The sequence below is a fragment of the Streptococcus taonis genome, assembly GCF_029948085.1.
GTDB lineage: Bacteria > Bacillota > Bacilli > Lactobacillales > Streptococcaceae > Streptococcus > Streptococcus taonis.
The window spans coordinates 1-24816 of sequence record NZ_JARZZP010000020.1 but is presented as its reverse complement, the minus strand read 5'-3'; the positions used below and the strand labels follow the sequence as shown (position 1 = coordinate 24816).

The following is a 24816-nucleotide window of genomic DNA, read 5'->3' as shown; positions in this document are numbered from 1 at the left end:
ACTTACCCAGATGGATCAGTGGCGACATTAATACCAGTGAAGACAGTTAAAGAGTCTGAAGCAAATGGAGCTAAAGTACCAGCTCTTACTCCAGTAGTAGATCCTAACAACTTGACAGATGCAGAAAAAGCTAAAGTAGTTGAAGAAGTTAAGAACGCTAACCCAACTGCGACAGATGTTAAAGTTAACAATGACGGATCAGTATCTGTAACTTACCCAGATGGATCAGTGGCGACATTAACACCAGTGAAGACAGTTAAAGAGTCTGAAGCAAATGGAGCTAAAGTACCAGCTCTTACTCCAGTAGTAGATCCTAACAACTTGACAGATGCAGAAAAAGCTAAAGTAGCTGAAGAAGTTAAGAAAGCTAACCCAACTGCGACAGATGTTAAAGTTAACAATGACGGATCAGTATCTGTAACCTTTGCGGACGGATCAGTAGCAACAATTGCAGCTAATAAAGTTGTTAAAGAAGCTACTAAAGAGTCATCTGCTCAAGCACCATCTAAGAAAGCAGGAGCGAAAGAATTGCCAAACACTGGTACTAAACAATCTAACGCTTCACTTGGACTAGCACTTCTTGCAGCAGTGACAGGAGGACTCCTTATCTCTAAAAAACGTAAGGAAGAAGAGTAAACCATTACTCGGATAAAGCAAATCTTAGAATCTTGATTCTATGAGATTGCTAGAAAAGAAGCTGGGTAAAAACTCACTTCTAAATATCAAAACAACGAGCATTTCCATAGTTGGAGATGCTTGTTGTTTCTTATTATTTTCATAAAAACTCTTGTGTATGAAATTGAAAATAATAGGAAGTTGAGAATGCTTGATAAACAGTATCCACTGATAAGAATCTTGTTAACGGTATGTAGCGTAAAATAATTTCAAGAGGCAAACAAAATCCTTGTTTATTGGCGGAAAATTCGGTAGAATAGAAAGGATTTAATATTTTATTACAAAGGAAAAAGTTAAGTGATGAAACATCAATTTTACGGGGAAAAGCGTCAGCGTTTTTCTTTTAGGAAGTTATCAGTAGGTCTGATTTCAGCGACTATCGGAAGCTTCTTTTTGGGTTCTGTAGCTGGGACTGGTTCACACCCTGTTGAAGCAGCAGAGTTAGCAGCGAATCAAGCTGTTCAGATTCAGTATAAGTATGTTATGGAATCTGAATTGACAGATGCTGAAAAGGCAATGGTTGTAAAGGAACTTCCGAAATTTGTAGAAGAAAGCACAGATGCATACTACTTGGTTTATCGTCCTAAAAAACAAGGAGGATTGACAGGGAGCTTACCAAATACTGGCTACTCTAGTATGTGGGAAGCAATCTTTGCAACGGCAGGTCTTGTTCTTGCAGTCTTGGTAATTTCTAAGGGGAAAAACGGGAAAAGATATCTATCTTCGATTTTATTGGTGACTGGACTAGGATCCATTCTTCTTTCTCCTTCAATACTTGCAGTTACAAATATTGAGCTAGCTGCTTATAATCAGCTTTTAAATTTGGGACTAGGAGAGCAACTACCTCAGCCCTTGAACATTGAAAATTTTGAATACATTGGTTATCTGAAGAGTCAGGCTATTTTGAAAAATTCTCTGGAGCAAGGTGAAGAATCTAAGCATAAAGCTAATCAGACTGTGAATCAATCAGGGGACGGTTCTGAAAATGACAAAGCGGTGGCAGTATCAAAAGCAGATAGTTCAGACAAGTCGACAGATGAAAAACTGGAGCTTGTCAATGGAGCAAACCGAGTGCCGTCGGGAAGCTCAATTTCTGATCGCTCTGAGTTACAATTATCTAGTCAAGATGAAAGTCAAACGCAAGTGCTTCCTTATCAAACAGAATATCGCTATTCGGATAATCTTGTTAAGGGGCAAACAAAGACCATTCAGGTGGGTGTATCTGGGGAACGTACAGTGATTACTCGTCGCTACAGTGCTAATCAGAAGGTGATAAAATCTGAGTTGGTGTTTGATCAAGTGACAGTCCAACCTATTTCAGAGATTATTTTGGTGGGCACGGCAGAAAGTAATCAATTGCTTAAAGAATCTCCTGTTCACGACTTACCAGAGTACACAGCTCCTGTGGGTACATCTGGTACAGAGCCCGCTCCTATTCACGACGTTCCAGAATATACAGAATCAGTCGGTACCGTAGGTCCAGAGCCTGCTCCAGTTCATGATACTCCAGAATATACAGCTTCGGTAGGTACATCAGGTAATGACCCGGCTCCAGTTCACGAAGTTCCAGAATACACAGCTCCAGTCGGCACAGCAGGTGACGAACCCGCCCCAGTTCATGAGGTTCCCGAGTACACAGCTTCGGTAGGTACAGCAGGTGACGAACCCGCTCCGGTACATGACGTTCCCGAGTATACAGAATCAGTTGGTACAGCAGGTGACGCCTCAGCCCTCGTTCACGACATTCCTGAGTACACAGAACCTGTAGGCACAGCCGGTGAAGATTCAACACCAGTTCATGAATTTCCCGAGTACACAGAACCTGTAGGCACAGCAGGTGACGAACCCGCCCCCGTTCATGAATTATCAGACTACACAGAAACAGTAGGTACATCCGGTGACGAACCCGCCCCGGTTTATGACTTGGCAGAGTATACAGAAACAGTAGGCGCAGCAGGTCCAGACTCTGCTCCGGTTCATGAATTACCAGAGTATACAGAAACAGTAGGTACATCCGGTGACGACCCTGCTCCCGTTCACGAAGTTCCGGAATATACAGATTCAGTGGGTACATCCGGTGAAGCTTCCGTTCCAGTTCATGAATTGCCAGAGTACACAGATCCTATAAGCACAGCCGGTGACGAACCCGCCCCGGTTCATGAATTACCAGAGTATACAGAATCAGTAGGTACATCAGGTGACGCACCAGCTCCAGTTCATGAAGTCCCAGAATATACAGATCCAGTCGGTACAGCAGGTGACGCTCCCACCCCAGTTCACGAAGTCCCAGAATATACAGACCCAGTCGGTACATCTGGCGAAGAACCCGCTCTCGTTCACGAAGTCCCAGAATATACAGACCCAGTCGGCACATCTGGTGTAGAGCCTACACCAGTTCATGAGGTTCCCGAGTACACAGAACCTGTAGGCACAGCCAGTGACGCACCAGCTCCAGTTCATGAACTCCCAGAATATACAGACCCAGTCGGCACAGTGGGTGACGCTCCCACCCCAGTTCACGAAGTCCCAGAATATACAGACCCAGTCGGTACATCTGGTGAAGAACCCGCTCTCGTTCACGAAGTCCCAGAATATACAGACCCAGTCGGCACAGCAGGTCCAGACCCTGCTCCGGTTCACGACATTTCTGAGTACACAGAAACAGTCGGCACGGCAGGTATAGAACCTGCTCCGATTTACGACTTGCCGGAGTATACAGACCCAGTCGGCACAGCTGGTGACGCCCCAGCCCCCGTTCATGAATTACCAGAGTACACATCTCCAGTCGGCACAGCCGGTGACGACCCCGCTCCCGTTCACGAATTGCCGGAGTATACATCCCCTGTCGGCATAGCTGGCGACAATCCAGCTCTGGTTCATGAATTACCAGAGTATACAGATTCAGTAGGCACAGCAGGTACAGAGCCTACACCAAGTTTTGAACTTCCTGAGCTAGAGCTTAGCTATGTAGATGAAACGCGAGTTGAAAAAGTAGCCTTTAAGATTGAGGAGCAGTATACTGATGAGTTGGTCAAGGATTCACGTATTGTAAGTGTTCCTGGAGTGGAAGGTGAGCGTACAATCAAAACTAGGGTCTACTATTCAAATAATCAAGAATTGGATCGTCAAGAATTATCTAATGAAGAAACCATGCCACCAGTGACTCAGATTGTTAAAGTTGGAACAGCAAGTCCATTTATGATTCCAAATGATGCTCCAAAGGTTGAAGCATTGAATGAATTTGATTTAATTCCACTCTACAATCTATTGTCAGAAGCAGAGCAAGTTAAATCACAGGCACGTTATTTTAACGATATCTCAACTCGTCAAACTAGTTACGATTCGGCACTCCTTATAGGTCAAGAATTATTGACACAGTCAGAAGCTAGTCAAAATCAAGTCAACCAAGCAGTTGCAAGCATTAAAAATGCGAAAGAGCAATTACAGGGCCCAGATGTTACTAAGGTAGCTTTACAAACAGAATACCGAGATAGTCAAGACATCCAGGATAGCTTCAAATACAAAAATGCTGACTCAGATAAAAAAACAAACTTTACAAGAGAATTTGCAAATGCAGAAACAGTTTTAGCAAATCGACTAGCTAGCCAAGTTCAAGTTGATCAAGCCTTAGCGAACTTGACAGCAGCAAGAACGGCTCTAAATGGAGTTGCAAAAGTTAGACCAAATCTAAGTATCCTCAGTCTTACAGAAAATCCAGAAGATCGTTCTGTTACAGTTCAGTACAACCTGACTGATGAAACTCAATCATTACGTACAGCTACAGCAGAATTATATGAAGGTGACCAGCTTGTACGCTCACTTCCGATTACGAATTTTGCAGGCAGTCTCAAGATTGGTGATTTGGATCATTATGCAAATTATACTTTGAAGACAAAATTGACCTATGAATTAGATCAAGGCCAGGTTACAGATTTTGAAAAGGACAGTCGTCAATTTGAACTCGAGTATAAGAAAATTTCTATCCGAAATGTAGAATCTGTTGAATTCTACAGCAAGGAAAATGAGCAGTATAAACGCTTGATTTCCATGAACGCAGTTCCAAGTGATTTGTCAAATTACTTTGTCAAAGTTAAGTCTGCTGAGTCGAAAGAAATGCTCCTGCCAGTTCAGAGTATTGTCGAAAGCACTAAAGATGGTAGGGAAGTTTATAAGGTCACTGTATCTCTGCCTGAGCTTGTGCAAGAAAGTGAAACGGGTTATAAACCAGGATATGACTTCTACATCAGCAAGTCTCATTCAAATCAGCAAGGTGTCTATACTAGTTTTGCAAGTCTGTTAGAAGCGATGAAGAGCAATATGGCAGGCAACTATGTACTTGGAGCTGATTTAGATGCTAGTGAAGTAAGCTTGGCAGCAAACGATTATGTTTATCTACGAAATAACTTTACAGGTAGTCTCACAGGTAGTCATAATGGTAAACAGTACGCCATTTACAACCTAGCCAAGCCTTTGTTTGAAAATCTCAAGAGTGGTGCTAGAATTTCAAACATCGATTTGAAGGATGTCAATATCGTCGGGACTTATGACTCTGCAAGCTTAGCTCGTTCTGCGGAAAATGCTCACATTCAAGATGTTTCTGCTCAAGGGCGAGTAGCTGTTGTAGGGAATGCCAGTCAGGTTGCAGGGCTAGTGGTTGTTGCAACTAACACGCAAATCACAAATAGTTCCTTTACAGGTACTATCCAGACTAATGATAAGCAAAGCAAAGCCTATAATGTTGGAGGTTTAGTCGCAAATCTAAAAGGAAATGCTTCCCTGCTGACACAAAGTAGAGCAGATGTTACTATTTTAGCGAGTGCCAAGACTAATGAGCAACGCTTTGGAGGTTTAGTTGGGCGCTTGGAAGCCAATGCTCGTATCACTAATTCCTATGCATCAGGGAAAATTCAGAACTCAACCAAGAATGGTCAAATTGGTGGAGTAGTTGGTTCAAATTACTACAATGGTTTGATTGACAACGTCTTGAGTAACGTTAGTGGATCAAGAGTCTATAGTATTTCTGGCGATCAAGGTTATAAAAATGACCGTATCACAAATGCTTATGCAGTTGAAGGAATTGAAACACTAGCAGAAGATCCATTTGCTAGCTCTAAGCTTAGTCTAGAACAAGCCCAAGATAAGCTAGAAGAGTTTGGAATCACGACAAGCCTGAACGACACCAATCTGAACCTCTATGCAGTAGATTATAGTAAGGCGAAGAAAGTAGACAATAACCGTGCTATAGCTTACGTAAATATGGAAAAACTTCTACCATTCTATAATAAAGAAACAATCGTAGCTTATGCCAATAAGCTAGCAGAGGATCATAAGTTAAACACTAACTACTTGCTCGATGTAGTTCCGATGAAAGATCAGCAGATCATCACAGATATTCATGGAAATAAGACAGGCATCAATCGTCTCATGCTTCATTACGAAGACAATACCATTCAGTATCTGGAAATTACCTATAAGGGAGACTTTAAAAATAAGGCTATAGCAGAATATACCATCAAGGACTTGAATCTTCTCTATACTCCGGAAGCCTTCCTATCTGACTATAGCAAGATTCTCACCAAAGTTTTACCAGAGCTGAATAAGGTAGTTTTAGATTCAGCTGCTGTGAGAACGGTCTTAGGTATAAATGCAGAAACATCTCTGGATGATCTTTATTTGGATAAAGCCTTTGACCAAGTCAAAGCTAACTTATCTGTGGAGTTACGTAAGGTTCTTGCTATGGACAAGTCCATCAATACCGAGGGGAGTGTAGTAGCTGATTATATCGCTAAGAAAATCACCGATAATAAAGAAGCCTTGCTAGTCGGTTTAACCTACCTAAATCGTTGGTATAACATCAATTATGACACCATCAATGTCAAAGATTTATCTGCCTATAAGTTTGATTTCTTTGGTAATAACGATGCGTCGACACTAGACACGATCATTGCCTTAGGTCGCTCTGGTTTTGAAAATCTCAAAGCCAAAAATACTTATCAAACTTATGATACTTCCTTGTCTGAGGCAACAGGTAAGCGGGGATTGTTCAATTATCTAGAAAGTTATCGTAATCTTTTCTTGCCGTATAAGACTAATAACGAATGGCTCAAGGATAATACAAAAGCTTACATTATCGAAGCCAAGTCAGACATTTCAGAAGCTAAGGATCTCCAAGACAATGCAAACGATAAGAGTAAGTACTCTGTCGGAGTTTATGATAAAATTACATCTGACAACTGGGAACATAAGGGCATGTTGCTACCGCTTTTGACCATGACTGAAAAGGGTGTTTACATCATTTCTAATATGTCTACCATCTCTATGGGAGCATATGATCGCTACCGAGATATTGTTGATGGGAAGGTCCGTACAGATGCTGAACTGACTAGCTATGTTGAAGATCGAGTGAGAAAGTCAGCTGAATGGCAGAGAGACCATTACGATTTCTGGTACAAGATTTTAAGTGATGAAAGCAAGGATAAACTCTTCCGTTCTGTTTTGGTTTATGATGGTTTTGCTCTCAAAGATAAGAATGGGCAAAAATATTGGGCTCAACCAAATGACAAGCAATCGACCGCAATGCAGGAATTCTTTGGACCAGCTGGTAAGTGGTATCCAAGCAAGGGCTATAATGCTTACGCAACAGGAAGTGTGACCCATTTTGACAATGCTCGTCTGTTAGAAGATTACGGAAACTCTGTTTATACACACGAGATGACACACAACTCTGATGGAGCCATTTATTTTGAAGGCTTTGGTCGTCGTGAAGGTCTAGGGGCAGAACTTTACGCTCGTGGTCTTTTACAATCTACACCAAGTCCAGATGAAGCGACAATCACCCTCAATACTCTATTCAAGGTTGATAAGGATTCTAAGACACGTCTCCATACTTATAACTTTAAAGAGCGCGTTCAGAATGAAGCAGACCTAAAAGATTACGTTCATGGTATGTTTGATATGATCTATACGCTTGATTACCTAGAAGCAAGCTCTATCTTGAAGCAGACAGATGAAGCCAAGATGAAGTGGTTTAGAAAAATGGAAAACTACTACATTACTGATAAGTATGGCAAACAAACCCATGCTGGTAACCAGACACGGACCTTCACTGCTGAAGAGATTAAGAAACTAAAAACTTTTGAATCCTTGATTGACAATGATGTCATTACTCGTCGTGAAAACAAGGATAGTGGCAAGTATGCACGAAATGGTTATCTCAGTCTCAGTCTATTCTCTCCAATTTATTCAGCGCTTAGCAATCCAACTGGTGCGCCAGGTGATGTCATGTTCCGTCGTACAGCCTATGAGTTGCTGGCAGCTAAGGGCTATCATGAAGGATTTATCCCATATGTATCTGGTAAATTGTCAGAAGAAGCTCTGAAAGAGGGAAGCGCAACTTGGGATGGATGGCTCGGAAGAGATGTTGGTCTAGTGACAGACCAGAAGGTTCTAGAAAATGTATTCAAAGGTGAGTATGACTCTTGGGCAGCCTTTAAGAAGGCCATGTATCAAGAGCGGATTGATCAATTGACAAAATTGAAGCCGATTACCATTGAGTATGAACTCAGAAACCCAAATAGTACGAAGCAAGTAACTATTCGATCTTATAAAGATATGCAAAGGCTAATGGATGAGGCGACAGCAGAGGATGTTCGTAATATTGACAATGCTACAAGCCGCGTCGAAGCTAGCTGGGTTAACTTACTGAAGAAAAAGATTTATAATGCTTATCTTCGTACAACGGATGACTTCCGTCAGTCTATCTTTACCAAATAAGCTGCAGTATTACTTTAAAAAGTAGCATTATCCCTAGGTCTAAAAGGACTTAGGGATTTTTGTTCTGGAAATTCATATATAACAAATTGAGTTTAGAATAGTACATCATAGTTTTTTTAAAGCATTGTTAGAAATTACTTTAAAATTACCTCATCAATTTGTCCATATTCTATTTCAATCTACTATAAAAAAAGGAATTTATAGCAGGTTGAATCTATAATAGTACATTACGACTGCTAAAAATATTTCTAGAAATTAGTTTGACTTTCCTAATTGAATTGTTCATACTTTATTTCAATTTACTATATGACTTAAGGAAAATAAAGTGCCACTGATGATATTGTGGTCTACTTGGAAAAGCTTTGAATTTAACTTAAAATATGGTAGAATAACAATTATTAAAATTTGAAGGAGACATTTATGAAGACAAAAACACTAGCGCAAATTGCTGGAATTATTGGGACTATCTCAGGCTCGCTCTTGGCAATTTTGCCAGTCGTAATATTAATGGTTGCATCTATTTTTGCGAATGAAGATTTTGCAGGAGTAGTTTTAGCGATTATCTTCATTGTTTTTACCTTAGTAAAAATCGCAACTCTCATTCTTGGAATTCTCTCTCTAATCTACTATAAGGATGATAAGCGCATATCAATGGCGCCATCTGTTTTGTTAATCGTTGGTTCTGTAGTAGGACTGATTCCATTTTTAGGCTGGATTGGTGGAATTGTCATTGTCATCGGTGGCGCCCTATTCCTAACAAGTTTGAAACAATTTCAAGTTCAAGAATAGTTGTTTATTGAGAGAAGGGGAGGTCACCTCTTCTCTTTTTAGTCGATTTTGACTAGCTTTTTTGTGAAAAATTGTGTAAAATAGAATAGATAAACGAGGGAAACCTCGGAAAATAAAAGGAGTATCCATCAAATGGTAAAATTGGTTTTTGCTCGCCACGGTGAGTCTGAATGGAACAAAGCTAACCTTTTCACTGGTTGGGCTGATGTTGATTTGTCTGAAAAAGGTACACAACAAGCGATTGACGCTGGTAAATTGATCAAAGAAGCTGGTATCGAATTTGACCAAGCTTACACTTCAGTATTGAAACGTGCGATCAAAACAACAAACTTGGCTCTTGAAGCATCTGACCAATTGTGGGTTCCAGTTGAAAAATCATGGCGCTTGAACGAACGTCACTACGGTGGTTTGACTGGTAAAAACAAAGCTGAAGCAGCTGAACAATTTGGTGATGAACAAGTTCACATCTGGCGTCGTTCATACGATGTATTGCCTCCAGCAATGGATCGTGATGATGAGCACTCAGCTCACACTGACCGTCGTTACGCTTCACTTGACGACTCAGTTATCCCAGATGCTGAAAACTTGAAAGTGACTTTGGAACGTGCCCTTCCATTCTGGGAAGATAAAATCGCTCCAGCTCTTAAAGGTGGTAAAAACGTATTCGTAGGAGCACACGGTAACTCAATTCGTGCTCTTGTAAAACACATCAAAGGTTTGTCAGACGACGAAATCATGGATGTAGAAATCCCTAACTTCCCACCATTGGTATTCGAATTCGACGAAAAATTGAACGTAGTTTCTGAGTACTACCTTGGAAAATAAAAAATTGTAAGTCTAGGATTGATTTATATCGATTTCAAAAAGTTACACAAATAATTCAAGCGAAGGATTTAGTTCTGTCTTGCACAGGACTGAGTCCTTTTAGTTTGATTTTATACTCTTCGAAAATCTCTTCAAACCACGTCAGCGTCGCCTTACCGTATATGTAGGATACTGACTACGTCAGTTCCATCTACAACCTCAAAACAGTGTTTTGAGCTAACTTCGTCAGTTATATCCACAACCTCAAAACAGTGTTTTGAGCTAACTTCGTCAGTTCTATCCACAACCTCAAAACGGTGTTTTGAGCAACCTGTGGCTAGCTTCCTAGTTTGCTCTTTGATTTTCATTGAGTATTTAAGTATAGTGGATTGAACCTAGAATAGTAGGCTACGGATTCTAAAATATTTATAGAAATTTATTTGACTTTCCTAATTTCTTTGTTCATATCTTATTTTAATCCACTATAATAATCAATATTGTTTACAATCTCATGTTACACTCGGTTCAGAGGCTTAAACATTTTCTCATAGCCTTAGAACGAGATCCCATTTCCAAGCACTAAAGAAGGGAATCATCGTGTCCTTTTTATTTATAAAAATACTTGTTATTAAAAAATTGATGATAAAAATCATGGTGCTATTCCTATCCTTGGTAGCTATGAGAGATAGTATACTCAGATTGGTCAATTTTGAAAGCCTCTGCTAACATGCTGTTCACTTGTTTTTGATTTGCTGAAATAGAAAGGGGATAAGTGCTCATTCATTATAAAAGCCATATAATGCTGACCAGCAGCCAAGAAAAATCTAACATTTAGGGCGCAGGTCATTCCTGTTTTTTACCAGCAAACTCTCCTCCAGTATCTGTAAGAATGATAGGAAAGAGATAGTTGAAGTCGGATTATGTGTGAGATTCATTTTGAAAATTAGTAAAAAAATGGTATAATGAATGGAAAAGATTCGGCTGAAAGTGAATTGGACTTTCAGAAAAAGAGAGCTTTTAAAGCTCTACAAACAGTTGAAGTGACTATTCGGAGGAAAAATGAATACTATTAAATTAACAACACTTGGTGGTGTGCGTGAAAATGGTAAAAACATGTACATCGCAGAAATTAACGACTCGATTTTTGTATTAGATGCAGGTTTGAAATACCCTGAAAATGAACAGTTGGGTGTCGATGTCGTTATTCCCAATATGGACTATTTGTTTGAAAATAGCGATCGTATTGCTGGAGTCTTCCTAACACACGGGCATGCGGATGCGATTGGGGCCCTTCCATATCTCTTGGCAGAAGCTAAGGTTCCTGTATTTGGCTCAGAGTTGACCATCGAACTGGCTAAACTATTTGTTAAGGGAAATGACAGTGTCAAGAAATTTGATGATTTCCATGTCATTGACGAAAATACAGAGATTGATTTTGGCGGAACGGTAGTGTCCTTCTTCCGTACAACTCACTCTATTCCAGAAAGTTTGGGTGTGGTCTTGAAAACATCTGAAGGAAACATCGTCTATACAGGGGATTTCAAGTTTGACCAAACGGCTAGTGAATCTTACGCCACTGACTTTGGTCGTTTGGCAGAGATTGGTCGCGAAGGGGTATTGGCTTTGCTTAGTGACTCAGCAAATGCAGATAGCAATATCCAAGTAGCCAGTGAAAATGAGGTTGGTGTAGAAATCACGCAAACTATCTCTGACTGGGAAGGACGTATCATCGTCGCTGCGGTTGCAAGTAACCTTTCTCGTATTCAGCAGGTTTTTGATGCAGCTGCGGAGACAGGGCGTCGTGTTGTCTTGACAGGATTTGACATTGAAAATATCGTCCGTACAGCGATTCGTCTGAAAAAATTGTCTCTAGCCAGTGAAAATCTTTTGATTAAGCCAAAAGATATGTCTTGTTTTGAAGATCATGAATTAATTATCCTTGAAACTGGACGTATGGGTGAACCCATTAACGGCCTACGCAAGATGTCTATCGGTCGTCACCGTTATGTTGAAATCAAAGAAGGTGACCTGGTTTATATCGTTACAACACCATCAATCGCCAAGGAAGCAGTGATGGCACGTGTCGAAAATATGGTCTACCAAGCAGGTGGAGTTGTCAAGCCAATTACTCATAGCTTGCGTGTCTCAGGACATGGGAATGCGCGTGATTTGCAATTGATGATCAATCTCTTGCAACCTAAGTATCTCTTCCCAATCCAAGGAGAATACCGTGAGTTGGATGCCCATGCCAAGGCTGCTATGGCAGTTGGTATGTTGCCGGAACGGATTTTTATCCCTAAAAAAGGGACTACCATGTCTTATGAGCATGGAGACTTTGTTCCATCTGGTGCAGTTACAGCAGGCGATGTCTTGATTGATGGGAATGCCATCGGAGATGTCGGTAATGTCGTCCTTCGTGACCGTAAGGTCTTGTCAGAAGATGGGATTTTCATCGTGGCTATCACTGTTAACCGTCGTGAGAAAAAAATCATTGCTAGAGCTCGAGTGCACACGCGTGGATTTGTCTATCTCAAGAAGAGCCGTGATATCTTGCGCGAAAGTACAGAGCTAGTCAATCAAACAGTAGAAGACTATCTACAAGGTGAAGATTTTGACTGGGCTGAACTCAAAGGTAAGGTACGTGATCATTTGGCCAAGTTCCTCTTTGACCAAACCAAGCGTCGCCCAGCTATCTTACCAGTAGTCATGGAAGCAAAATAGGATCAAATAGCAAGAGAAAGTCGAGTTTCGGCTTTTTCTTATCTTAAACGAATAAGGAGCAAGTTATGGCAGTAATGAAGATTGAGTATTACTCAGAAGTTTTAGATATGGAGTGGGGAGTGAATGTTCTCTACCCAGATGCGTCTCGGGTTGAGGAGCCAGATTCTACAGATATTCCTGTCCTCTATCTCTTACATGGGATGTCAGGGAATCATAATAGCTGGCTCAAACGGACCAATGTAGAGCGCTTGGTGCGAGGGACTAATCTAATTGTTGTCATGCCAAATACAAGTAATGGCTGGTACACAGATACTCAGTATGGCTATAACTACTATACAGCTTTAGCAGAAGAACTGCCTAAAGTACTCAAACGCTTCTTCCCTAATATGACTAGCAAGCGTGAAAAGACTTTTATCGCTGGCCTTTCAATGGGAGGCTACGGTTCCTTCAAGTTGGCGCTGTCGACTAACCGTTTCTCACATGCAGCTAGTCTTTCTGGGGCTCTTAGCTTCGAGGAGTTTTCTCCTGAAAGCCAAGATTTAGGGACACGTGCCTACTGGCGAGGTGTTTTTGGTAAGCTTGATAACTGGGAAACTAGCCCTTACTCACTTGAAACTCTTGCTAACAAGTCAGACAAGAAGACCAAACTCTGGGCTTGGTGTGGTGAACAAGATTTCTTGTATGCTGCCAATAATCTAGCAGTGAAGAATCTCAAGAAACTTGGTTTTGATGTGACCTATAGCCACAGTGCAGGGACCCATGAGTGGTATTATTGGGAAAAACAATTGGAACGGTTTTTGGCTACCTTGCCAATTGATTTTGTTTTGGAAGAACGCTTGTCTTAGTTTTAGTTTTCTTTCAGCTTACTCAAGTAAAATAAGGAATCTATCTTTAGAATAGGAAACCAGGACTAAAAGATGGATTCTTATTTTTTTTAGAAAGGCGGGAAATCATGTTCTGGATTATTCGTGTTCTATGTCGATTGTTACTAGGGATTTGGCGCATGTTCTGGCGCCTTGTGTGGACTCTTGTAGTCTTAATTCTTATTGCTTTAGGGATTCTCTGGAATATGACAGGGGATTTATCTGGTATCTTCAATCAAGCGGGGCAACTTGTTCAAGTTGGTCAAGTAGGCTGGCATCAATGGCAAGAAACTGGTAAGTTACAAGGCTTATTTCAGACCGATCATCATCAAGATTCAGGAGTAAAATGGTCCCAAGCACAGGCGACTATTTATATCGATCCCCAAATGGATGCAACCTTCCAAAAAGCCTACGCTGAGGCTATTGCCAATTGGAATCAGACTAGCGCTTTTAATTTTGTACTTGTGACAGAACCTGACCAAGCAACTATTTTTGCGACTGAAATGAATGATGGTTCCACATCTGTTGCTGGTGAGGCGGAGAGCCAGACAAATCTCCTAACCAAACAATTTACTTCAGTAACAGTTCGTTTGAATCATTATTATCTATCCAATCCAAACTATGGCTATACCTATGATCGCATCTTGCATACAGCAGAGCATGAGCTAGGACATGCCATTGGCTTGGAACATACTAATGAAGTGTCAGTCATGCAGCCAGCAGGTTCTTATTATGGTATTCAGGCTCAAGATGTTCAAGCAGTTCAAGAACTTTATGAGTCTGGAGAATAAGTGATTTTCAAACGAAAAATAGAGCTCCTTGATGTAAGCAATGAAGGGGGCTTTTTGCTATAATGGAACTATGAATAACTTGATTAAATCAAAACTAGAGCTCTTGCCGACCAGCCCTGGTTGTTACATTCACAAAGATAAAAACGGTACGATTATCTATGTAGGAAAGGCTAAAAATCTACGTAATCGTGTACGGTCCTATTTCCGTGGGAGTCATGATACCAAAACAGAAGCCTTGGTGTCTGAGATTGTAGATTTTGAGTTTATTGTCACGGAGTCTAATATTGAGGCTCTCCTTTTGGAGATTAACCTGATCAAGGAAAACAAGCCCAAGTACAATATTATGCTCAAGGATGATAAGTCCTATCCTTTTATCAAAATTACCAATGAGCGCTATCCTCGTTTGATTATCACCCGTCAGGTCAAAAAAGACGGAGGTCTCTATTTTGGACCCTATCCGGATGTGGGCGCAGCTAATGAAATCAAACGGCTATTGGATCGGATTTTCCCTTTTCGTAAGTGTACCAATCCACCATCAAAGGTTTGTTTTTATTACCATATCGGCCAGTGCGTGGCTCACACCATCTGTAAGAAAGACGAGGCTTATTTCAAAGCTATGGCCCAAGAAGTCTCTGATTTTCTTAAGGGTCAGGATGACAAAATCATCGATGACCTCAAGGTTAAGATGAATGCGGCGGCTCAAAGCATGGAATTTGAGCGTGCGGCGGAATATCGAGATCTGATTCAGGCCATTGGAACACTTCGGACCAAGCAACGAGTTATGGCCAAGGATCTCCAAAATCGTGATGTCTTTGGTTACTACGTGGATAAGGGTTGGATGTGTGTTCAGGTTTTCTTTGTCCGTCAAGGTAAACTGATTGAACGCGATGTCAATCTCTTTCCATACTACAATGATCCAGATGAAGATTTTTTGACCTATGTTGGGCAGTTTTATCAAGAAAAATCTCATCTGGTTCCTAATGAAATTTTGATTCCTCAGGATATTGATGAAGAGGCAGTCAAAGCCTTGGTGGATACCAAGGTTCTTAAACCCCAACGTGGGGAGAAAAAACAACTGGTTAGTCTGGCTATCAAAAATGCGCGTGTTAGTCTAGAGCAGAAATTTAACCTGCTAGAAAAATCAGTTGAGAAGACTCAAGGGGCTATTGAAAATCTAGGGCGACTCTTACAAATTCCAACCCCAGTCCGTATCGAGTCCTTTGACAACTCCAATATCATGGGGACTAGTCCTGTTTCTGCCATGGTTGTTTTTGTTAACGGGAAACCGAGCAAGAAGGATTACCGCAAGTATAAGATTAAGACAGTTGTTGGACCAGATGACTATGCCAGTATGCGAGAGGTTATTCGCAGACGCTATGGTCGAGTTCAACGTGATGGCTTGACACCGCCAGATTTGATCGTCATTGATGGGGGACAAGGTCAGGTTAATATCGCTAAGCAGGTTATTCAAGAAGAGTTGGGGTTAGATATTCCCATTGCAGGTCTGCAAAAAAACGATAAGCACCAAACCCATGAATTGCTCTTTGGAGATCCGCTTGAGGTGGTAGAGTTGTCTCGCAATTCTCAAGAATTTTTTCTCCTACAACGCATTCAGGATGAGGTTCATCGCTTTGCGATTACCTTCCACCGTCAACTGCGCTCTAAAAACTCTTTCTCCTCTCAATTGGATGGAATTGAAGGTCTGGGTCCAAAGCGCAAGCAGAACTTGATGAAATATTTCAAATCTCTGACAAAAATCAAGGAAGCCAGTGTGGATGAGATTGTCGCAGTTGGTATACCAAGAGCAGTGGCAGAGGCTGTTCATCAACACTTGAATCCCCAAGAGCGTGTAGAACTAGCTCAGGTTGCTGAGTCGTCTGCTGACTACAAGGGATAAAATAGCAAGGAAAGGTTTTTGCTTTAGCGAGTGCAAGCTAGTCAGAATTGTGGTAAAATAGATAAGATATGACTAAAGAATTTCATCATGTAACGGTCATGCTCCATGAAACTATTGATATGCTAGATGTGAAACCTGACGGTATTTACGTTGATGCGACCTTGGGTGGAGCAGGCCACAGCGAGTATTTGTTAAGTAAATTAAGCGAGAAGGGGCATTTGTATGCCTTTGACCAAGATCAAAACGCCATTGACAACGCGCAAAAGCGTTTAGCACCCTATATTGAAAAGGGAATGGTCACCTTTGTCAAGGACAACTTCCGTCATTTGCAGCTACGTTTGCAGGAAGCAGGTGTAGAAGAGATTGATGGTATTTGTTATGACTTGGGAGTCTCTAGCCCGCAGTTGGATCAGCGTGAGCGTGGTTTTTCCTATAAAAAGGATGCACCGCTGGATATGCGGATGAACCAAGAAGCTAGTTTGACAGCTTATGAGGTTGTCAATCATTATGACTATCATGACTTGGTACGAATCTTTTTCAAATATGGAGAAGATAAGTTTTCCAAGCAGATTGCTCGAAAGATTGAACAGGCGCGTGAGTTGAAACCGATTGAGACAACGACAGAATTGGCCGAGATTATCAAGTCCGCCAAGCCTGCCAAGGAACTCAAGAAAAAAGGTCATCCAGCCAAGCAGATTTTCCAAGCTATCCGTATTGAGGTCAATGATGAACTCGGGGCTGCAGATGAGTCCATCCAACAAGCTATGGAATTACTAGCAGTGGACGGAAGAATCTCAGTCATTACCTTTCATTCGCTGGAAGACCGTTTGACCAAGCAATTGTTCAAGGAAGCTTCGACGGTAGAGGTTCCAAAAGGCTTGCCTTTCATTCCAGATGATCTCAAGCCTAAGATGGAATTAGTCTCTCGTAAACCGATTCTACCAAGCAAGGAGGAGTTGGAGGCCAATAATCGTTCCCACTCAGCCAAGCTACGAGTAGCTCGAAAAATTCACAAGTAAGGGGATAAAATGGTAGAAAAAAGAGAAACGACGAGTCAATTACTGCAAGCTCGTATCAAGAGATTTTCACGTGTTGAGAAGGCCTTTTACCTTTCGATTGCCATTACAGCCCTTGTCTTAGCCATCAGTGTGGTCTATATGCAAACCAAGCTCCTGCAAGTTCAAAGTGATTTGACAACTGTCAACAGACAGATTGAGGAGAAAAAGACGGAGCTGGACGATGCTAAGCAAGAAGTCAATGAATTGATTCGCTCAGAACGTCTGGCGGGTGTTGCGGATTCGCAAGACTTGCAATTAAACAATGGAAATATCCGATCGGCGGAGTAATATATGAAAACATGGAAAGAAAAAATAGTACACTTTGCCATTAAGAATCGCAGAACTCCTCTAGAAAACCGCAGACGAGTTGGAAAAAGCCTTAGTCTCTTGGCTGTCATTCTCTTTGCTGTTTTTTTGGTTAACTTTGCGGTGATTATTGGTACGGGAAAGAAGTTTGGTGTTGACCTGGTCAAAGAAGCATATAAGGTTCATCAAACAACTCGAACAGTCCCTGCTAAGAGGGGAACCATTTATGATCGTAATGGAACTCCGATTGCAGAAGATGCAACCTCCTATAATGTTTATGCGGTCATTGATAAGGATTATAAGTCTGCGAATGGAGATATTCTATATGTTGAGGAATCTCAGTACAATAAGGTAGCCGAAATTTTTCATAAGTACTTGGATATGGAGGAGACCTACGTCAAAGATCAACTCTCTCAACCCAATCTCAAACAGGTTTCCTTTGGTACTAAAGGAAATGGGATTACCTACGCAAATATGATGTCCATAAAAAAGGATCTAGAAGCTGCCAAGATTGAGGGAGTGGATTTTACCACAAGCCCCAATCGAAGTTATCCAAATGGGAAATTTGCTTCATCCTTCATTGGTCTAGCCCAGCTCCATGAAAATGAAGATGGTTCGAAGAGCCTTATTGGAACATCTGGTATTGAAAGCTCCTTGAATAGCTTGTTAGCAGGGACAGATGGTATTATTACCTATGAAAAAGACCGTCTAGGTAATATCGTTCCTGGTACGGAACAAGTCACTCAACAAACCGTAGATGGAAAAGATGTCTACACGACCATATCTAGTCCTTTGCAATCCTTTATGGAAAGCCAAATGGATGCCTTCCAGGAAAAAGTGAAAGGCAAGTACATGACTGCGACCTTGGTTAGTGCTAAAACGGGAGAGATTCTCGCTACAACTCAAAGACCAACCTTTGATGCTGATACCAAAGAAGGGATTACAGAGGACTTTGTCTGGCGTGATATCCTTTACCAAAGTAACTATGAACCAGGTTCAACCATGAAGGTAATGACTCTGGCGGCGGCTATTGACAATAAAACATTTCCTGGAGGGGAGTATTTTAATAGTAGTGAATTAAAAATTGCTGATGTTACCATCAAGGACTGGGATGTAAATGAAGGCTTGACGAGTGGTGGAATGATGACTTACTTACAAGGATTTGCCCACTCTAGTAATGTCGGAATGACCTTGTTAGAGCAAAAGATGGGAGATGCTACTTGGCTAGACTACCTCAACCGTTTCAAGTTCGGAGTTCCAACTCGTTTTGGTATGACTGATGAATACGCGGGACAACTTCCTGAGGATAACATTGTCAATATTGCCATGAGTTCTTTTGGTCAAGGGATTTCTGTTACTCAAGTGCAAATGCTCAGAGCTTTTACAGCTATTGCTAATGATGGAGTTATGCTAGAGCCTAAGTTTATCAGCGCTCTCTATGACCCGAATGATCAAACCGTCCGTAAATCACAAAAAGAAGTTGTGGGAAATCCGGTCTCTAAAGAAGCAGCTAGCTTGACTCGAGATCACATGGTTATGGTTGGTACGGATCCTACCTATGGTACGATGTACAACCATAGTACAGGTAAGGGAACAGTCAATGTTCCTGGCTATAATGTAGCCTTGAAATCAGGGACTGCTCAGATTGCAGATGAGAAAAATGGAGGATACCTCCGAGGGGAAACAAACTATATTTTCTCTTTAGTCTCTATGCACCCAGCAGAAAATCCCGATTTCATCCTCTATGTAACAGTTCAACAACCGGAACATTATTCTGGGATTCCGTTAGGAGAATTCGCAAACCCTATCTTGGAGAGAGCTTCGGCAATGAAAGAATCACTCAATCTTCAATCTACAGCTAAGAATTTGGACCAAGTGATAACTACAACTGGTTATGCAATGCCAGAAATGAAGGATTATAGTCCTGGAGATTTGGCGGAGGAGCTACGTCGTAACCTTGTTCAACCAATTGTTATCGGTTCAGGGACAAAAATCAAGGAAAGCTCTGTAGCAGAAGGGACAAATCTAGATGCTAATGAGCAAATCTTACTTCTTTCTGACAAGGTAGAGGAGATGCCTGACTTATACGGTTGGACTAAGAAAAATATCGAAACCCTTGCCAAGTGGTTGAATATCGAGGTTGAATTTGAGGGTGCGGGTAATACTGTCAAACAACAAAGCGTTCGTGCCCATACAGCTTTGAAAGATATCGAGAAAATAAAAATAACATTAGGAGATTAGAATGCTTATTTCTATCCTTGCTGGAATATCTGCCTTTATTCTTACAGTTATCGGGATTCCAGCCTTTATCCGTTTTTACCGAAAAGCACAAATTACTGGTCAACAGATGCATGAGGATGTCAAACAACACCAAGCAAAAGCAGGAACACCAACCATGGGAGGGCTTGTCTTTCTCATAACAGGAGTTGTGGTCAGCTTTGTATTTGCACTTTTGGCCAATCAATTGACCAACAATCTAGGGATGATTCTATTTATCCTGGTCTTGTATGGTTTGGTTGGGTTCTTGGATGATTTCCTCAAGGTGTTTCGCAAAATCAATGAAGGGCTTAATCCAAAACAAAAACTCTTGCTTCAACTAGTCGGAGGAGTTATCTTCTATTTCTTCTATGAAAGAGGTGGAGATATCTTAAATGTATTTGGTTATCCCTTGCATTTAGGTGTTCTGTATATTCTCTTTGCCCTCTTTTGGTTAGTTGGTTTCTCAAATGCAGTTAACCTGACTGATGGAATTGATGGTTTGGCAAGTATTTCGGTGGTGATTAGTCTATCTGCCTACGGAGTGATTGCCTATGTGCAAAATCAGCTCGATATCTTACTAGTGATTGTAGCTATGATTGGTGGTCTTCTTGGCTTCTTTGTCTTTAACCACAAGCCTGCTAAAGTTTTCATGGGAGATGTAGGTAGCCTAGCCCTTGGAGGGATGTTGGCTGCTATCTCAATGGCTCTTCACCAAGAGTGGACTCTTCTATTGATTGGTCTAGTGTATGTCTTTGAAACAACATCTGTCATGATGCAGGTCAGCTATTTTAAACTGAGTGGAGGTAAGCGTATCTTCCGGATGACACCTGTTCATCACCATTTTGAGCTGGGTGGTTTTTCTGGAAAAGGGCAAGCCTGGAGTGAATGGAAGGTCGACTTCTTCTTCTGGGGAGTGGGCTTGCTCGCTAGTCTCTTGACTTTAGTTTTCATGTATTTGTTCTAAAAAGAGAGTGTGGAATCATCAGATAGAGAAGGATTAAGTTCCTTCTCTTTTTTATTTCCATCAGTTTATTGCATCCCCTTCTCAAAAATAGGTAAATTTATGGTAAAATGGAAATAGAAAGTTGAAATGATGAGTTATTTTAAAAAGTATAGATTTGACAAATCCAAGTTTAAGTTAGGGATGCGAACTTTCAAGACAGGGATCGCTGTTTTTTTAGTTCTCATGATTTTTGGTTTTTTTGGTTGGAAAGGACTTCAGATTGGAGCCTTGACTGCAGTTTTTAGTTTAAGAGAAGATTTTGATAAGAGTGTTCATTTTGGTACTTCTCGTATTCTCGGAAATAGTATCGGTGGTTTTTATGCCCTGATTTTCTTCCTTTTAAATAATCTTTTTCACGGCGCCTTCTGGGTAACCCTCCTTGTTGTTCCGATTTGCACCATGTTAACCATTATGACAAATGTAGCTATGAACAATAAAGCAGGTGTTATCGGGGGAGTTGCTGCTATGTTGATTATTACCTTATCAATTCCAAATGGTGAGACTGTTTTGTACGTGTTTGCCCGAGTTTTTGAAACATTTATGGGTGTTTTTGTGGCAATTCTTGTAAATTACGATATTGATCGTTTACGAAGTATTTTAGAGAAAAAAGAAAAATAATGTTATAAGATATAACATTATTGATTGACGATTGAATTTTTTTAGACTATAATAGACAGAAAGAAGGAAGTGTACATGAAGGAAAAAGAATTTCGTCGCAATATGGCAGTTTTCCCTATTGGCAGTGTTATGAAACTGACCGATCTTTCGGCTCGCCAGATTCGTTATTATGAAGATCAGGAATTGATTAAGCCTGATCGAAACGAAGGCAATCGCCGTATGTATTCTTTGAATGACATGGATCGATTGCTTGAGATTAAAGATTATATCTCTGAAGGTCTTAACATTGCTGCCATCAAGAAAAAATATGCTGAACGTGAGGCGAAGTCTAAAAAGCCAGTGAGTCAAACTGAAGTGCGTAGAGCGCTTCGGAATGAAGTTCTCCAACAAAGTCGCTTTGCTTCTCAACAATCACCTTTTGGTCGCGGTTAGGCAACCGCAAGTCGTCATATATAAGGAGAAAAACCATGCCAATCACAGCTGCAGATATTCGTCGTGAAGTTAAGGAAAAAAATGTAACCTTTATCCGTCTCATGTTTTCAGATATTTTGGGAACTATGAAAAACGTCGAAATTCCTGCTACAGATGAACAACTAGACAAGGTCTTGTCAAACAAGGCTATGTTTGATGGATCTTCTATTGAAGGGTTTGTTCGTATCAACGAATCAGATATGTACCTATACCCTGACTTGGACACTTGGACAGTCTTTCCTTGGGGAGATGAGAACGGTAGTGTCGCAGGATTGATCTGTGATGTCTATACAACAGAAGGGGAACCATTTGCGGGAGACCCTCGTGGCAACCTCAAACGTGCTCTTCGTCACATGCAAGAAGTTGGATTCAAATCTTTCAACCTTGGGCCAGAGCCAGAATTCTTCCTATTTAAGCTTGATGAAAATGGAGATCCAACTCTTGAGGTAAATGACAAGGGTGGTTACTTTGATTTGGCACCTACTGACCTTGCTGATAACACTCGTCGTGAGATTGTCAATGTCTTGACCAAAATGGGATTTGAAGTTGAAGCGAGTCACCACGAGGTTGCGGTTGGACAACACGAGATTGACTTCAAGTACGATGAAGTTCTCCGTGCTTGTGATAAGATTCAAATATTTAAACTTGTTGTTAAGACCATTGCTCGCAAACACGGGCTTTACGCAACCTTTATGGCCAAACCAAAATTTGGTATTGCTGGATCAGGTATGCACTGTAATATGTCCTTGTTTGATGCAGAAGGAAATAACGCCTTCTTTGATCCAAATGATCCAAAAGGAATGCAGTTGTCAGAAACGGCCTACCATTTCCTTGGTGGTTTGATTAAGCATGCCTACAATTATACTGCCATCATGAACCCAACGGTTAACTCATACAAACGTTTGGTTCCAGGTTATGAAGCGCCTGTTTATATTGCTTGGGCAGGTCGCAATCGTTCACCACTTGTCCGCGTACCAGCATCACGCGGAATGGGAACACGTTTGGAGTTGCGCTCCGTGGATCCAATGGCAAACCCTTATATTGCTATGGCTGTTCTTTTAGAAGTTGGTTTGAACGGTATCGAAAACAAAATCGAAGCACCTGCACCAATCGAAGAAAATATCTATATCATGACTGCTGAAGAGCGTAAAGAGGCTGGCATCACAGACCTTCCATCAACTCTTCACAATGCTTTGAAAGCTTTGACAGAAGACGAAGTGGTTAAAGCAGCTCTAGGTGAGCACATCTATACTAGCTTCCTTGAAGCCAAACGTATCGAGTGGGCAAGCTATGCAACCTTTGTCTCACAATGGGAAATTGACAACTACCTAGATCTTTACTAATAGAGAAGAAAGTTTGTCTGAGGGTAAGCAGTCATACAGCAGTCTAAGCAATCGAATACTTATAACCCCTAAATTAGCGATTTCGGTCGCTATTTATTTTTCGAAAATCCTCTTGATTCTTTTGCAAATTAGATCTATCATCAAACGTGTAGAAGAAAATCAAGGAGTCACTATAGAAAAATTCAATTTTGAAAACAATATCGGGAAAGAAAACAAACTGCCTCAAATCGAAATCTACAAGCTTACTAACTTTTGCAAGCTTCAAAATTACACATCTGTAAATATTTTTTTGAAAGATATATTTGAACCTATAGTGAATTGAGACTAGAATAGTACACTGTACCTGCTAAAACATTTCTAGAAATTAATTTAACTTTCCTAATCGATTTGTTCACATCTTATTTCAATCTACTATATTATCCCAATAAATGATGATGGCTATCGTTTTGTTTATGCTTGTCGATTTTTGAATCTTGAACGACCACAAGAATATTTCTGCCGAGGTTGCCAAACGAAAAAATCTGAAAATATTGAATTTTAGGACGAACAACTATAGGCAGAAAAAGTGGAGGTTTTGAATATTCGTTTGGAAGTAAAAAATTAAACTATCTACAATCTCATCAGCAATAAACCTATTTTAACTCCATTATCTATAGGCGTATTTTTACGCCTTTTTATATATTTGAAGCACATAAGAAACATTATGAGAAGTTTGCTGATGGAAGCACTCAAGAAATTGATGTTCCTTATGATATTCCTGATACTTGGGAGTGGGTGAGGTTTTCTACATTGGTTGAAATTGTTAGAGGTGGCTCTCCACGACCAATCAAAGATTATCTTACTTCCGAAGTAGATGGAATAAATTGGATAAAAATAGGTGATACTGAAAAGGGTGAAAAGTATATAAATAATGTTAAAGAAAAAATCAAAAAATCAGGGCTTAACAAAACTAGATTTGTAAAAAAAGGTACATTTTTGTTAACTAATTCTATGAGTTTTGGTAGACCTTATATTTTGAATGTTGATGGTGCAATACACGATGGATGGTTGGCTATTTCGAACTATGAAAACTCATTAAATAGAGATTACCTATTCTATATTCTTTCATCAAATGTAGTTTATTCTCAATTTTTATCTCTAATTAGTGGAGCTGTTGTGAAAAACTTGAATAGTGATAAAGTTGCTTCTATTCTTATCCCTCTCCCTCCGCTAGCTGAACAACAACGCATAATAGAAGCAATCGAATCAGCTTTAGAAAAAGTAGATGAATATGGTGAAAGTTATAATAGACTAGAACAGCTATATAAAGAATTTCCAGATAAACTAAAAAAATCTATTCTTCAATATGCTATGCAAGGAAAATTAGTTGAACAAGACCCAAATGATGAATCAGTCGAAGTTTTACTTGAAAAAATACGAGCAGAAAAACAAAAACTCTTTGAAGA

At 40.5% G+C, this 24816-nt stretch carries 17 protein-coding genes and 1 pseudogene; 17 read left to right on the top strand and 1 reads right to left on the bottom strand.

Features of this window, described 5'->3' with window-relative positions; all coding sequences use genetic code 11:
- From QEZ38_RS09270 to glnA, 15 genes are all read left to right on the top strand, one after another.
- A partial coding sequence (locus QEZ38_RS09270) for a MiiA motif-containing surface protein (RefSeq protein ID WP_281335739.1) occupies positions 1–636 on the top strand: 636 nt, incomplete at its 5' end.
- A gap of 339 nt (positions 637–975) precedes the next feature.
- Positions 976–8448, top strand: coding sequence for an SIALI-17 repeat-containing surface protein (locus QEZ38_RS09265; protein ID WP_281335738.1), 7473 nt, complete (start codon positions 976–978; stop codon positions 8446–8448).
- A gap of 420 nt (positions 8449–8868) precedes the next feature.
- Positions 8869–9237 carry a hypothetical protein gene (locus tag QEZ38_RS09260; protein ID WP_075231554.1) on the top strand — a complete coding sequence of 123 codons (369 nt, stop codon included), beginning with the start codon at positions 8869–8871 and terminating at the stop codon, positions 9235–9237.
- A 132-nt stretch (positions 9238–9369) separates the two neighbouring features.
- Complete coding sequence (locus tag QEZ38_RS09255; protein ID WP_281335737.1) at positions 9370–10062, top strand: phosphoglycerate mutase; 693 nt, start codon at positions 9370–9372, stop codon at positions 10060–10062.
- 1038 nt (positions 10063–11100) lie between these two features.
- A complete protein-coding gene (locus tag QEZ38_RS09250; RefSeq protein ID WP_281335736.1) occupies positions 11101–12762 on the top strand; it encodes a ribonuclease J in 1662 nt (553 codons plus the stop codon).
- A 65-nt stretch (positions 12763–12827) separates the two neighbouring features.
- A complete protein-coding gene (locus tag QEZ38_RS09245) occupies positions 12828–13607 on the top strand; it encodes an alpha/beta hydrolase (RefSeq protein ID WP_281335735.1) in 780 nt (259 codons plus the stop codon).
- A gap of 107 nt (positions 13608–13714) precedes the next feature.
- Entirely contained in the window at positions 13715–14416 is a 702-nt protein-coding gene (locus tag QEZ38_RS09240) for a M57 family metalloprotease (RefSeq protein ID WP_281335734.1), read from the top strand.
- Positions 14417–14486: 70 nt separating this feature from the next.
- Positions 14487–16313: an excinuclease ABC subunit UvrC gene (uvrC, locus tag QEZ38_RS09235; protein WP_281335733.1), complete on the top strand. Its 1827-nt coding sequence runs from the start codon at positions 14487–14489 to the stop codon at positions 16311–16313.
- Positions 16314–16381: 68 nt separating this feature from the next.
- Entirely contained in the window at positions 16382–17332 is a 951-nt protein-coding gene (gene rsmH, locus QEZ38_RS09230; protein WP_281335732.1) for a 16S rRNA (cytosine(1402)-N(4))-methyltransferase RsmH, read from the top strand.
- Positions 17333–17341: 9 nt separating this feature from the next.
- On the top strand, positions 17342–17659 hold the full coding sequence (gene ftsL, locus QEZ38_RS09225) for a cell division protein FtsL (RefSeq protein ID WP_075231548.1): 318 nt from the start codon (positions 17342–17344) through the stop codon (positions 17657–17659).
- 3 nt (positions 17660–17662) lie between these two features.
- Entirely contained in the window at positions 17663–19918 is a 2256-nt protein-coding gene (gene pbp2x, locus QEZ38_RS09220) for a penicillin-binding protein PBP2X (protein ID WP_281335731.1), read from the top strand.
- Between the two features lies 1 nt (position 19919).
- On the top strand, positions 19920–20900 hold the full coding sequence (gene mraY / locus QEZ38_RS09215) for a phospho-N-acetylmuramoyl-pentapeptide-transferase (RefSeq protein ID WP_281335730.1): 981 nt from the start codon (positions 19920–19922) through the stop codon (positions 20898–20900).
- A 129-nt stretch (positions 20901–21029) separates the two neighbouring features.
- A complete protein-coding gene (locus QEZ38_RS09210; protein WP_281335740.1) occupies positions 21030–21557 on the top strand; it encodes an FUSC family protein in 528 nt (175 codons plus the stop codon).
- Between the two features lie 75 nt (positions 21558–21632).
- Positions 21633–21989 carry a transcriptional repressor GlnR gene (gene glnR / locus QEZ38_RS09205; RefSeq protein ID WP_000659543.1) on the top strand — a complete coding sequence of 119 codons (357 nt, stop codon included), beginning with the start codon at positions 21633–21635 and terminating at the stop codon, positions 21987–21989.
- Positions 21990–22024: 35 nt separating this feature from the next.
- A complete protein-coding gene (glnA, locus tag QEZ38_RS09200; protein ID WP_248034726.1) occupies positions 22025–23371 on the top strand; it encodes a type I glutamate--ammonia ligase in 1347 nt (448 codons plus the stop codon).
- A 73-nt stretch (positions 23372–23444) separates the two neighbouring features.
- Here the strand turns inward: glnA and QEZ38_RS09195 are convergent, their stop codons facing one another.
- Positions 23445–23597, bottom strand: a complete 153-nt coding sequence (locus QEZ38_RS09195) for a glutamine synthetase (protein ID WP_254724614.1) — start codon at positions 23595–23597, stop codon at positions 23445–23447.
- Between QEZ38_RS09195 and QEZ38_RS09190 the strand changes: the two genes are divergently transcribed.
- Complete coding sequence (locus QEZ38_RS09190; RefSeq protein ID WP_080555153.1) at positions 23544–23693, top strand: cell envelope; 150 nt, start codon at positions 23544–23546, stop codon at positions 23691–23693. The two genes, QEZ38_RS09195 and QEZ38_RS09190, sit on opposite strands and share 54 nt — an antisense overlap.
- 374 nt (positions 23694–24067) lie before the next feature.
- Positions 24068–24816: pseudogene (locus QEZ38_RS09185) on the top strand (restriction endonuclease subunit S); the annotation flags it as partial.